The sequence below is a fragment of the Aminobacter sp. UC22_36 genome, from assembly GCF_044056035.1.
GTDB lineage: Bacteria > Pseudomonadota > Alphaproteobacteria > Rhizobiales > Rhizobiaceae > Aminobacter.
Window position 1 is genome coordinate 5,070,166 of record NZ_CP171996.1, and the last position, 11,819, is coordinate 5,081,984.

Consider the following 11,819-nt stretch of genomic DNA (forward strand, 5'->3'; position numbering starts at 1 on the left):
AAGGTTTCATGCTGCGCGCCACCGCTGTGCACAAAGTCGATGGGACCACGATGGCCGTTCGTCAATCGAGCTCGCAATGATCTCCGCGCTGTGTAAGATTTCAACCAATCGCAGGGCAGGAATGAGGAAGCCGAGCGCTACCAGCAATTACTGGACGCGATAGCCCCTTGTTGAGCAATTGCCTTTCGTTGGACGTATGCGGCCAAGACAAACAGGGAGTGTTGCATGGCATTCCAGTGTGCTGATTTTTACGACGCGGAGTTGTCGCGGCATAACCGGCATTTGCTGGCCGCCGCACGATTCGGGATGTTCGACCGCGTGCTCGATGTCGGTTGCGGCGCGGGCCAGACCACCCGCGAGGCCGCCCGTGCCGCGGTGAAGGCGAACGTGGTCGGCGTTGATATTTCCGTCGATATGCTCGAGATCGCGCGGCGTCGTAGCGCCGAAGCAGGGCTGCAGAACGTCACGTTTGAACTGGCCGACGCGCAACACCACAACTTTCCGGCCGCCGGCTTTGATCTATGCATCAGCCGCTTCGGCGTGATGTTTTTTGCCGATCCGGCGGCAGCATTTGCCAATATCGCCCGGGCGATGCGCCCTGGGGCCCGTCTTGCCTGGATGGTGTGGCAGAGCCAGGAGCGGAACATCTGGTCTGGGGCCATCCGGCAGGCGCTGGCTCCGGGAGCAGCTGTTACCGCGGACAGCGGCAAGGCGTTTTCGCTTGGCGATCCCGCCGTCGCCAGAGACCTTCTGAGCACTGCCGGCTTCGCCTCGGTCGACTTTGTCGAGGTGCAGGAGCCGGTCTTCTACGGACCTGATGTCGATGCCGCCTTTGATGCGCTCAGCGGTCTGTATATGGTGAAGGACGCGCTTGCCCGCACCGATGAACCACCTGATCGGCCACTCCAGCGGCTGCATGATTTGCTGGACGCGCATATGACGGCCGAAGGCGTGCTTTTCCAATCGCGTGCATGGATTATCAGCGCCGAGCGAGTGACTGATTAGCTGGGGTTGACGGGCGCTCGCCCCCGGTCCGGCCTAGTCTGCCGAATGCCAAACGGTGTCGGGGCGCAGACTGTGGTGAATAACCATCTCAACGTTCGGCATGTCGTTCCCGGGCCCGTGGCGGCGACCGCCAAATGATCTGCCATATTTGTAATCATATTGAAAAAGTGTGCGTGGATTAGGCAAAATCCATTGTGCATCGCCCAACGTTCCAGCACTGCCTTTTGCGGCGGCTTCGTGAATGGAACTCTATGAGCGAGCTATCCATCTGAATATGCATACCATTTCATCCTCCGGCCTCAGCACCGAGCAACTGGCACGGCGGTTGCTTGGCTTGTTGCAGTGCAATGTAACCACGGGAGACGGAAAGAATGAGGGGACATCTAGCGACTTGGGCCAACACTGTCGTGGCCGGCGCCTTCGCCGCAGGAATAAGTATCGCCATGCCAGCAGCGGCGGCGGACGACACGATCAAGGTCGGTGTGCTGCATTCGCTGTCGGGCACGATGGCGATCTCGGAGACCACGCTGAAAGACACCATGCTGTTCCTGATCGAGGAGCAGAACAAGAAGGGCGGCCTGCTCGGCAAGAAGCTCGAAGCGGTGGTGGTCGACCCGGCTTCCGACTGGCCGCTGTTTGCCGAAAAGGCGCGCCAACTGATCGAGCAGGACAAGGTCGCTGCGGTGTTTGGCTGCTGGACATCGTCGTCGCGCAAATCCGTGCTGCCGGTGTTCGAAGAGCTGAACAGCCTGCTGTTCTACCCCGTCCAGTACGAGGGCGAGGAAAGCCAGCGCAACGTCTTCTACACCGGGGCTGCTCCCAACCAGCAGGCGATACCTGCGGTCGACTATCTGATGAGCGAAGACGGAGGCTCGGTGAAACGCTGGGTGCTGGCTGGCACCGACTACGTCTATCCGCAGACGACCAACAAAATCCTCAAGGCCTATCTGGAATCGAAGGGTGTCGCCGCTGAAGACATCATGGTCAACTACACCCCCTTCGGCCATTCCGATTGGCAGACCATCGTCTCCGACATCAAGAAGTTCGGCTCCGCCGGCAAGAAGACCGCTGTGGTGTCGACCATCAACGGCGATGCCAACGTGCCGTTCTACAAGGAGCTCGGCAACCAGGGTATCAAGGCCGAGGACATTCCCGTCGTGGCGTTTTCGGTCGGTGAAGAAGAGCTCGCCGGGCTCGATACCACCCCGCTGGTCGGGCATCTCGCCGCCTGGAACTATTTCCAATCGGTCGATGCACCCGCCAACGCAGAATTCATCGACGCCTGGAAGGCCTACACCAAGAACGACAAGCGGGTGACCAACGATCCGATGGAAGCCCATGTCATCGGCTTCAACATGTGGATCAAGGCGGTCGAAAAGGCCGCCACCACCGATCCCGACGCGGTCATCGACGCCATCGTCGGCGTTTCGGTTCCCAACCTGACCGGTGGGTTCTCGACGATGATGCCGAACCACCACATCACCAAGCCGGTGCTGATCGGCGAAATCCAGGCCGACGGCCAGTTCGAGACGGTCTGGGAAACGCCAGGCCTGGTTGTGGGCGACGAATGGTCGGACTACCTGCCCGACTCCAAAAGCCTGATCGCCGATTGGCGGGCACCGATGTCCTGCGGCAATTTCAACGTTGCAACAGGCAAATGCGGTGGCAAGGCGGGCACGACGAACTGAGCCTTCTGAGAGATACGTGGTCCCGGGCGGTCTACCTGCCCGGGACCCAGTTAAAGATCCTCCTGAACCGGTGCCTCGACATGGGTCTTCTTCGCAAAATGGTCGCAGCGTGCCTCGTGCTGGCGGCAACACTCGTCTGCGCTGCCGCAGACGAAGCCGGATTGCGCCAGCTTGTCGCCAGGTTCGCGGCGGCCAACAATTTCCAGGCCACCGAGGCTGTGGTGCGTGAACTCGGCGCCACCGGGGCTCCCACCGTTGAAGGGCTTCTCACTGCGCTGTCCAAGGGCGCGCTTTATGTCCGCAAGGCCGACAATGCGATCTTCATCGGCGACGAAGCCGGCCCTGACATCAAGCTGCGCGATCCCTTGAGCGGCGAAGCCGTGGGCGCGGTCGCCAAGGCCGGCCTGACCAAGATCAAGGTCAACAACACGCTGCGTCGTGTCATTCGCGATGCGCTCGGTGGGCTGACACTGGGTTCAGACGAACCGGCCGTGCGGCTCGCGGCGGCGGATACGATGTTCAAGAATCCCGATCCGGCCACCATCGCGGCACTCGACGCCGCGATCGCCGGCGAAGCGGTGGGCAGCGTCAAGGCCCGACTCGAGCAGGCGCGCGCCTCGGCAGTGTTGCTTTCCGACTTTGGCCAAGCCGACAAAATGGCGGCCATCGACATATTGTCCAGCCGCGCCGACCAGGATGCGCTTTCGCAGCTCTCCAGATTCCAGGCAAACGCTGAAGGCAACCTCCGGGAAGCGGCCGGAGCGGCCGTCGCTACAATCGACCAGAGCCTGGCATTGTGGCAGCTCGGCCAGAATGTCTGGTACGGTATCTCGCTCGGCTCGGTGCTCTTGCTAGCAGCCATCGGCCTCGCCATCACCTTCGGCGTCATGGGCGTCATCAACATGGCGCATGGCGAGATGGTGATGCTCGGCGCCTATACCACCTTCGTCGTGCAGCAGGTGATCCGCGACGCTGCGCCTGGCCTGTTCGACTGGTCGCTGGCCATCGCCCTGCCCATGGCCTTCCTGGTTTCAGGCGCCGTCGGCCTTGCCATCGAACGCGGCGTCATCCGGTTCCTCTATGGCCGACCGCTGGAGACGCTGCTGGCCACCTGGGGCGTGTCGCTGATTCTGCAGCAGGCGGTCCGAACGATCTTCGGGCCGACCAACCAGGAAGTCGGCACGCCGACATGGATGTCGGGTTCATTCCAGCTTGGCCAACTCGTCATCACCTGGAACCGGCTGTGCATCGTCGTCTTCTGCCTCGCGGTGTTTGCGCTGCTGCTCTACGTCATGAAGCGCACGCCCTGGGGACTGCAGATGCGGGCCGTCACCCAAAACCGCCGCATGGCCGCCTCGATGGGTATCCGTACCCCCAGGGTCGACGCACTGACGTTTGCGCTCGGCTCCGGCATCGCGGGCATCGCCGGCGTCGCTCTCAGCCAGATAGACAACGTCTCGCCCAATTTCGGTCAGGGCTACATCATCGACAGCTTCATGGTCGTGGTCTTCGGCGGCGTCGGCAATCTCTGGGGCACCTTCGTCGGCGCCATGTCGCTCGGCATCCTGAACAAGTTTCTCGAGCCCTATACCGGGGCGGTCCTCGGCAAGATCATGGTACTGGTGCTGATCATCCTGTTCATCCAGAAGCGCCCGCGCGGCCTGTTCGCGCTCAAAGGCCGGGCGGTGGAAGCATGATCTCGGGACGCTTCTTCGCCGCCGGGGCCGACCGTCGCATCGCCATCACCATTGCGATCCTGTTCGGCGTCGCCGTGATCGTGCCCATCCTCAACATCGCCGTGCCGCCGGACAGCGCGCTCCATGTACCGAGCTACGTCGTAGCCCTGGTGGGCAAGTACCTCTGCTATGCGCTGCTGGCGCTCGCGCTCGATCTGGTCTGGGGCTTTTGCGGCATCCTCTCGCTCGGCCATGGCGCGTTCTTCGCTCTCGGTGGCTATGCGATGGGCATGTATCTGATGCGCCAGATCGGCGATCGCGGCGTCTACGCCAATCCGCTGCTGCCCGATTTCATGGTCTTCCTCAACTGGAAGGAGCTGCCCTGGTTCTGGCACGGCTTCGACCATTTCTGGTTCGCCGCCCTGATGGTGATGTTGGTGCCGGGCCTGCTTGCCTTCGTCTTCGGATGGTTCGCTTTCCGCAGTCGCGTGACCGGCGTCTACCTGTCGATCATCACCCAGGCGATGACCTATGCGCTGCTACTTGCCTTCTTCCGCAATGACATGGGTTTCGGCGGCAACAACGGGCTCACTGATTTCAAGGACATTCTCGGCTTCAACGTCCAGGCCAACACCACGCGCTCGGCCCTGTTTGCCGCAAGTGCCGCGACGCTGGCGCTCGGCGTATTCATCACCTGGCGCATCATTGGCTCCAAATACGGCAAGCTGTTGATGGCAGTGCGCGACGCCGAAAACCGCACGCGCTTCCTCGGCTGGCGGGCAGAGAACGTCAAGCTGTTCGCTTTCACCGTCTCCGCCGTCATGGCCGGCATCGCAGGCGCGCTCTACGTGCCACAGGTCGGCATCATCAATCCCGGCGAGTTCGACCCTGCCAACTCGATCGAAGTCGTGGTCTGGACCGCTGTCGGCGGGCGCGGCACGATCGTCGGGCCCATCATAGGCGCAGTGCTGGTCAATGCCGGCAAGAGCTGGTTCACCGGCGCTCTGCCAGAATTCTGGCTGCTTGCGCTCGGCGGCCTGTTCATTGCCGTCACCCTGTTGCTGCCGAGCGGCATCGTCGGCATGTGGGATAGTTGGCAGGCCAAGCGGAACGGGCGCGAGGCGGCAGCCGACGCGGTCGATGCCGCCGCACCCGAAATGGCCATCGCGCCTGCGGCGATCGTCAGAGGGGAGCGCCCTGCCGCCAGCGGAGCGCCAGAACCGCAGCCGGCGGAGTGAGGCCATGAGCAAGGCAAACACCATCCTCTATCTCGACGGCGTGTCGGTGTCCTTCGACGGCTTTCGCGCCATCAACAACCTGTCTCTTGTGCTCGACAAGGGCGAGATGCGCGCCATCATCGGCCCCAACGGCGCCGGCAAGACAACCATGATGGACATCGTGACCGGCAAGACCCGACCCGATGCCGGCGACGTCTATTTCGACGGCCATATCGACCTCACCCGCCATGACGAGGCCGACATCGCCATGTTGGGCATCGGCCGCAAGTTCCAGAAGCCGACGGTGTTCGAAAACCATACTGTCGAAGACAACCTGCTTTTGTCGCTCAAGGGTCCTCGCTCGATCCTGCCCGCCCTGTTCAGCCGCCGCTCCACCGCGGAGAACAAGCGCATCGACGAGATCTTCGGCATCATCCGTCTGGGCCACCGGCGCGGCGACTTTGCCGCCAGCCTGTCGCACGGCCAGAAGCAATGGCTTGAGATCGGCATGCTGCTTGCCCAGGACCCCAAGCTGCTGCTGGTCGACGAGCCGGTAGCCGGCATGACCGACGCCGAGACCGAAGAGACAGCGCAGCTGCTCAAGCAGATCGCCGAGACCCATTCGGTGATCGTCGTTGAGCACGACATGCATTTCGTCCGCGAGCTCGGCGTCAAGGTGACGTGCCTGCACGAGGGCTCGGTGCTGTCGGAAGGCTCGCTGGATTTCGTGTCCGCCGACGAACGTGTCATCGAAGTGTATCTGGGGCGGTGACGATGTCGTTGCGGATGGACCGACAGGCACTTCAGTGGCGACCACAGCGCCCGGCTGCCCCACCAGTGCCGACCGGCCTTATTTTGAATTTCACCAACCTCCCCTGGCGTTCCGGAAGGGCCGCCACCCCCGCCCCGCTGGCGGGGGCGCGGGGGGCCCAGCCCGTGGAGCCGGACCATGCTTGAGGTCACCGACGCGGTCCTCCACTACGGCGCGGCCGAGGCATTGCGCGGCGTCTCGCTGACTGCTGAGCCTGGCCGGATAACCTGCGTGCTTGGCCGCAACGGGGTCGGCAAGACAAGCCTGATGAAATCGATCATCGGTCACCACAGGCTGACATCGGGAACAGTTGCCTTCGAGGGGAAGGCGCTCGACCGGAGCGCGGCGTATGACCGCGCCCGGTCGGGCATCGCATTCGTACCGCAAGGCAGGGAGATCTTCCCATTGCTGACGGTCAAGGAAAACCTCGAAACTGGCTATGCCCCGCTCAGACGCGCGGATCGCAACGTGCCGGGCCATGTCTTCGAGCTGTTTCCGGTGCTACACCAGATGCTGTCGCGGCGCGGCGGCGATCTCTCCGGCGGCCAACAGCAGCAGCTGGCCATCGGCCGGGCGCTGGTGATGCGGCCGAGACTGCTGGTGCTCGACGAGCCGACGGAAGGTATCCAGCCCTCCATCATCAAGGACATTGGCCGCGCCATTCGTTACCTGCGCGACAGCACCGGCATCGGCGTACTCCTGGTCGAGCAATATCTCGACTTCTGCCGCGACCTCGCCGACGTCGTCTACATCATGGACCGTGGTCAGATCGTGCACCGGGGCCAGGCGGAAGATCTCGACAATTCGGAGGTCCGCAAGCTGATCATGGTGTAGCGCCTGAGCAACGGCAAAAGCGCCCGCTTGGCCAAGCCGGCGTTCTTCCAGCCGTTTCGATCAGGCGTTCCACGGCAGCAATATGTCGAGGCGGAAATCCGGAGTTGGCGGTCGATCAACGAGCGCGGGCATTCTACTAAAACTGCCCAAAACTGACTATTTGATATGTAGGATAAAATTGGCGCACCCGACAGGATTCGAACCTGTGACCTCTGCCTTCGGAGGGCATTGGTAAAGGATTTCCTGGAATTTACTGGCGCTTGCCAACCCTTTCTAACGCAATGAAATTACGAGGCTTTCCACTTTCTGTCAATTGCTGGCGTTTACTCACCTCTTCCCATGTTTCCGATTTTGTGGTGAGTGTGCGGTGAGTTTCCTAAAAGCAGGACAGAATGGCCAAACTGACCAAGTCGGCTGTAGATCGAGCGGAACCGCGGTCGAAGCAATACACCATCTGGGATGGCGAGTTGAAGGGGTTCGGCGTCTACGTCCAGCCATCTGGCAACCGTACTTACTTCGTCGATTACAGGACCGGTGATGGCGGCCGCCGCCGTATGACCATCGGCCGCCATGGCACCATCACAACCGACCAGGCGCGCAAGCTGGCAATCGAAACACTTGGCGGCGTCGTCTTACAAAAAGAAGATCCGCTACTTGAGAGGCGAACGCGGCGAACATCCCTCACCGTCTCCAATCTGTGCGACGACTACATCGCTGCGGTCCAGAAAGGGCTTGTGCTGGGCAAAGGCGGCCGCCCGAAAAAGCCATCTACCCTCGCCACGGACAAAGGCAGGATCGAGCGGCATATCAAGCCGCTGCTCGGGCGCAAGCTGGTGATCGACGTTAAGCAATCGGACATCTCGAAATTCATTCGCGACGTCACGACCGGCAAGACTGCCACTGTCGAAAAGACCGACAAGCTAAGGGGCAAGGCTGTTGTCGAGGGTGGAGCCGGCACGGCTAGCCGGACGGCCGGCCTTCTGGGCGGCATCCTCTCCTATGCGATGTCCGAAGGCATCATCGATGCGAACCCGGCGCGGGGCGTGAAGCGCCCGAATGACGGCCAGCGTCAACGGCGATTGGACGCAGTCGAATACGCCGCCCTCGGCAAAGTGCTACGCGACAGTGAAGAGCCATGGCAGGCCATCGCCAGCGTCAAACTCCTAGCTTTCACCGGGTGCCGCCGTGGCGAGATCGAGGGGCTGAAATGGGCCGAAGTCGACATCGAGGGCAAGGCGCTGCGACTGAGTGATTCCAAGACGGGCGCCTCGGTCCGTCCCCTCAGCCAAGCGGCGATTGACGTGCTTAAGGGCATCAATCGCAAGAGGGGCGTTGACCACGTCATGCCCGGCGTACGGGACGAGAGCAAGCCCTATGGAGGCCTGGCGGGTGCGATGGACCGCATCATGAATGCGGCCAAACTGGAAGGTGTGACGGCCCACACCTTGCGACACAGCTTCGCCTCCGTCGGCGCCGATCTGGATTATTCTGACAGCACCATCGGCGCGTGCTTGGGGCACTCTCGCAGCGGGATCACCAGTCGATACATACATCGCCTGGACAGTGTCCTTGTGGCTGCCGCTGACAAGATTGCCGGCGAGATCGAACGGCAGTACAGGGGCTAGGCCGGCAGCACATCGTTGGCCCGTTCAGGCTAGAGATTCGGCCCCCTAAGCAGCGCAGGGGCCGAAATGCTCTAATGCGCGCGACGTTTGCGCCTCGCCATTTCCGCAACGATGTACCTAAGCGCGGCTCCATCTGCCACCCCATCTTCGGCCGCGTCGGTTTCTCGGTCGTGCTGCTCCTCGTTGGGTTCAGGTTCCAGGTCTGCATCGCCATCGAAATGATCGAGTAGGTCGATCAACGTATCGATGGCGTCTTCCACCCGGCGCCGGGCGATCATTCTTCCTCCCACTGTACCACGAGACTTCCCCCCAGGGCTTTCACAGCCTTGTGCAGATGGATGGGGCCGACAAGCTTCTGTTTCCAGGCGTTCTGGAAAACCTTGTGTCTGCCTAGGGACCTGTCTAGGTCCACCATGCTGATTTTGAGATCAAATGCGCGCCGCCGCACGGCATCGACAAGTGGGTCGCCCAGCATCACTGGCGCACGCTTTGCTATGTGCGTCTTTGTGTATTGGAGGCGGCTAGCGACTTGAAGGGCAGTAAGGCCAAGAGTGTCGGCTATTTCCTTGCGCGTTGCTCCACTCGCAGCCATGCGCTTGAGGGTTCGGTCTTGGCCAGCAGTCCAGATATGTTGGGCCTTGTCGGGGATAAGGCCACAACGTTTCGCCATGTTCCGTATCGCCCGTTCGGTTCGATGAGGCAGCCGCTTCCGAATAACCTCTATTGAGGGCCAAAACTCTTTTAAAACCTCGCTTTCGATGTAGGTCCAGGAATCGTCGCGACGAACGACCCTCATGCGCCGTATTGCCGGTAGTGTTCCATGCATGATGCAAATCTCCACAACAATTGACGTTGCGGATACGGCGCTTGTTAGCCGCCGCTCGAAAGTTCCGTTGGGTTATCTGCATAATATACAGTTAACGCCTGTTAATTTCGGGCGTTGAGAGGAGCCCTGGGTCGGGCGCGCTAGTCGACGGGCGGGACTTGCTTAAATGCATTCATGAACTTCTTCAAGCGCGCGTCATTACCGCCACCAGCTTCTTTGATGACGGTTTCTAATAGATCGAGCAGTCTGGTTTGTAGATCCCAAGATCGGTTTAGGGATTCCACTTGGGCTTGAAGTAGTTCTACCTGCTGTTTCAGCCCATCAATCTCTTGGTCCTTCCGCGCTAGCGCTCCTTCCAACTGTCGCGCCATTCGGACGAGTTCTGGGTGCTCGTCGAGGCGGGCGATGATTTCTGCGTTTAATGACCGGTTATTGTTCCAAGAGGCCTGCTTAAGGCTGTCTCTCATGCCGTCAGGGAACCGAACGACGTATTTGTCCTGGGGCTGTATCGGCTCGGTTGCCATCGTCGTTACTCCACGCTCTGAGGACTTTTCCTCAACAAGGCTAAAAGCCATCATTTGGGGCTTGACGCAACCATAGCTATTAGCCATGGTTAATGGCTACTAGCCATAAAGACGAAAACGGTAAGGAGAAGGATGTGCCGCATAACTCACAGAGCCGAGACGCTGACAAATACATCGTCCGATTCCCGGACGGCATGAGGGATCGCATTCGTGAACGCGCGGCGGCAAATCGACGGTCGATGAATGCTGAGATCGTTCACTACCTCGACTGCGCATTGGATGCACAGGAAGCAAAAGGCCCGGCAGAGGTTGCAGCCTCTCCGAGCCATGTCACCCACCAACTACCGGCTTAATGGAGATTGATAAGATGATGACGGAACATAACACCGCTCAGGCCGAAGGGGCAAGGGCGACCGAAAACCCGGAGATCTGGGTGAAGGTTCGCCGCCTTGCCAGGGAACTGTCCCAAGCTCTTGCCGAATGCGAGGGCGGTCAGTGGATGGCGACGATCCATCCGTATCAAGAGGGACGCCGCCCCATCCTGTTTTCCGATATTGGTGAGACTGCTGAAAATCGGCTCGAATACCACGCCAAGCACTATGCCATCGCTGCCCGCGACCTCGACCCCGATGCGCTCGAACTCGGCATAGGGCGCGCGGTCGGCAGTGAGGCGAACACTCGTTTTTACCTCTCGGTGTCGCGTCAGTTCGCGACCAAAGCGAAGTCGAGGGCTTGAGCTATGGCACATTTCGCAGAGGCTCTTTCCTTCATCCGCAAACGGAAGCCCCGTGGAACCGGCATCGACTATTGGTGCGTCGAGCCATCGGGGTCGTACGGAAGCGACTGCGCGACCGGGGCGCAGCTGGCAACTGAATACCTTGAGTTTATCGGCAAACATCCCACGGTTGGTCACGCTACCCTGCTCAACTGCATTGTGTGCGATATCCATGAGAACGCAGGCCGCAGGGAGTTCAGCGGCATCGAGGTCGGGTTTTTCCGACAGATCAACGAATTCGCGATGGTCGCGGCCCAACTCTGGACAGGCAACCTCCCGAAAGGGGGGGCAGCATGACCCGGTTCATCCCTCACGACGACATGACCGCCGACCAGATCATGCAATGCAGCTACGAAGCTGCGGCTATCATCCGCCTCTGCGAGAGCGCGGCCTGGGCCATCCAGAATGGCGGCGATTCGACCGAGTTATCCGACGCCATTGGTGCCGGACTGCGAGCCGCGCAGGAACTGATTGGCGTCATGCACGAGGCACTCGAAAGCCACGAGGGCCTGAAAGGTGGCGCCCAATGAACGCCGTCCCAGAACCTTTGAACTACACCGATATCGAGGACGAGCTTCATGAGGCAGTGAACATGTCCGAGGTCGCCTGCTCACTCATCGAGCGCGCAGGAGAACAGCGCCCCGGCGGCATCCTCGTGACTGATGGCGAATGGTGCCAGCTGATGTTCGCTGTCTTTCACGCAAACAAACTCTCGCTCACCCTGAAAAGGCGTTGGGAGGAAATCCACGAGAGCAACGTGAAGGCCAAAGGCGGTGCAGCATGACGCGCCCCCACAGTAAACTGACGGGATATCACGGCAATTTCAGCATGGCCGATC

At 60.8% G+C, this 11,819-nt stretch carries 15 protein-coding genes and 1 tRNA gene; 12 read left to right on the top strand and 4 right to left on the bottom strand.

The window, feature by feature from the left end; all coding sequences use genetic code 11:
- The first annotated feature begins 225 nt into the window (after positions 1 to 225).
- The 6 genes from ACHMW7_RS28335 to urtE all read left to right on the top strand — a co-directional run bounded on the left by ACHMW7_RS28335 (position 226) and on the right by urtE (position 7,231).
- Positions 226 to 1,005, top strand: coding sequence for a class I SAM-dependent methyltransferase (locus ACHMW7_RS28335; RefSeq protein WP_395448670.1), 780 nt, complete (start codon positions 226 to 228; stop codon positions 1,003 to 1,005).
- Positions 1,006 to 1,376: 371 nt separating this feature from the next.
- A complete protein-coding gene (urtA, locus tag ACHMW7_RS28340; protein WP_395448671.1) occupies positions 1,377 to 2,693 on the top strand; it encodes an urea ABC transporter substrate-binding protein in 1,317 nt (438 codons plus the stop codon).
- An 80-nt stretch (positions 2,694 to 2,773) separates the two neighbouring features.
- On the top strand, positions 2,774 to 4,390 hold the full coding sequence (urtB, locus tag ACHMW7_RS28345) for an urea ABC transporter permease subunit UrtB (protein WP_395448672.1): 1,617 nt from the start codon (positions 2,774 to 2,776) through the stop codon (positions 4,388 to 4,390).
- Positions 4,387 to 5,607, top strand: a complete 1,221-nt coding sequence (gene urtC / locus ACHMW7_RS28350) for an urea ABC transporter permease subunit UrtC (RefSeq protein WP_395448673.1) — start codon at positions 4,387 to 4,389, stop codon at positions 5,605 to 5,607. Before urtB ends, urtC begins: the two co-directional genes overlap by 4 nt.
- A 4-nt stretch (positions 5,608 to 5,611) precedes the next feature.
- Complete coding sequence (gene urtD / locus ACHMW7_RS28355) at positions 5,612 to 6,358, top strand: urea ABC transporter ATP-binding protein UrtD (RefSeq protein ID WP_395448674.1); 747 nt, start codon at positions 5,612 to 5,614, stop codon at positions 6,356 to 6,358.
- Positions 6,359 to 6,535: 177 nt separating this feature from the next.
- On the top strand, positions 6,536 to 7,231 hold the full coding sequence (gene urtE / locus ACHMW7_RS28360; protein ID WP_395448675.1) for an urea ABC transporter ATP-binding subunit UrtE: 696 nt from the start codon (positions 6,536 to 6,538) through the stop codon (positions 7,229 to 7,231).
- A 179-nt stretch (positions 7,232 to 7,410) separates the two neighbouring features.
- Here the strand turns inward: urtE and ACHMW7_RS28365 are convergent.
- A tRNA-Ser gene (locus ACHMW7_RS28365) sits at positions 7,411 to 7,491 on the bottom strand.
- Between the two features lie 132 nt (positions 7,492 to 7,623).
- Between ACHMW7_RS28365 and ACHMW7_RS28370 the strand changes: the two genes are divergently transcribed.
- Positions 7,624 to 8,856: a tyrosine-type recombinase/integrase gene (locus ACHMW7_RS28370; RefSeq protein ID WP_395448676.1), complete on the top strand. Its 1,233-nt coding sequence runs from the start codon at positions 7,624 to 7,626 to the stop codon at positions 8,854 to 8,856.
- A 71-nt stretch (positions 8,857 to 8,927) separates the two neighbouring features.
- Here the strand turns inward: ACHMW7_RS28370 and ACHMW7_RS28375 are convergent, their stop codons facing one another.
- The 3 genes from ACHMW7_RS28375 to ACHMW7_RS28385 form a co-directional block, all read right to left on the bottom strand.
- A complete protein-coding gene (locus ACHMW7_RS28375; protein WP_395448677.1) occupies positions 8,928 to 9,134 on the bottom strand; it encodes a hypothetical protein in 207 nt (68 codons plus the stop codon).
- Positions 9,131 to 9,682 (bottom strand): hypothetical protein, encoded by a 552-nt coding sequence (locus ACHMW7_RS28380; protein WP_395448678.1) that lies wholly within the window; start codon positions 9,680 to 9,682, stop codon positions 9,131 to 9,133. The genes ACHMW7_RS28375 and ACHMW7_RS28380 overlap by 4 nt, the downstream gene beginning before the upstream one ends.
- A gap of 140 nt (positions 9,683 to 9,822) precedes the next feature.
- Entirely contained in the window at positions 9,823 to 10,206 is a 384-nt protein-coding gene (locus ACHMW7_RS28385) for an Arc family DNA-binding protein (RefSeq protein ID WP_395448679.1), read from the bottom strand.
- 194 nt (positions 10,207 to 10,400) lie between these two features.
- Between ACHMW7_RS28385 and ACHMW7_RS28390 the strand changes: the two genes are divergently transcribed.
- Genes ACHMW7_RS28390 through ACHMW7_RS28410 form a run of 5 tightly spaced genes read left to right on the top strand, consistent with a single transcriptional unit; the run spans position 10,401 to position 11,765 of the window.
- Positions 10,401 to 10,559, top strand: coding sequence for an Arc family DNA-binding protein (locus ACHMW7_RS28390; RefSeq protein ID WP_395451467.1), 159 nt, complete (start codon positions 10,401 to 10,403; stop codon positions 10,557 to 10,559).
- A gap of 14 nt (positions 10,560 to 10,573) precedes the next feature.
- The gene (locus ACHMW7_RS28395) at positions 10,574 to 10,942 is read left to right on the top strand and encodes a hypothetical protein (RefSeq protein ID WP_395448680.1); all 369 of its coding nucleotides are present in this window, start codon (positions 10,574 to 10,576) and stop codon (positions 10,940 to 10,942) included.
- Between the two features lie 3 nt (positions 10,943 to 10,945).
- On the top strand, positions 10,946 to 11,278 hold the full coding sequence (locus ACHMW7_RS28400; protein ID WP_395448681.1) for a hypothetical protein: 333 nt from the start codon (positions 10,946 to 10,948) through the stop codon (positions 11,276 to 11,278).
- The gene (locus tag ACHMW7_RS28405) at positions 11,275 to 11,511 is read left to right on the top strand and encodes a hypothetical protein (RefSeq protein ID WP_395448682.1); all 237 of its coding nucleotides are present in this window, start codon (positions 11,275 to 11,277) and stop codon (positions 11,509 to 11,511) included. The genes ACHMW7_RS28400 and ACHMW7_RS28405 overlap by 4 nt, the downstream gene beginning before the upstream one ends.
- Entirely contained in the window at positions 11,508 to 11,765 is a 258-nt protein-coding gene (locus ACHMW7_RS28410; protein WP_395448683.1) for a hypothetical protein, read from the top strand. The genes ACHMW7_RS28405 and ACHMW7_RS28410 overlap by 4 nt, the downstream gene beginning before the upstream one ends.
- Positions 11,766 to 11,819: the final 54 nt, after the last annotated feature.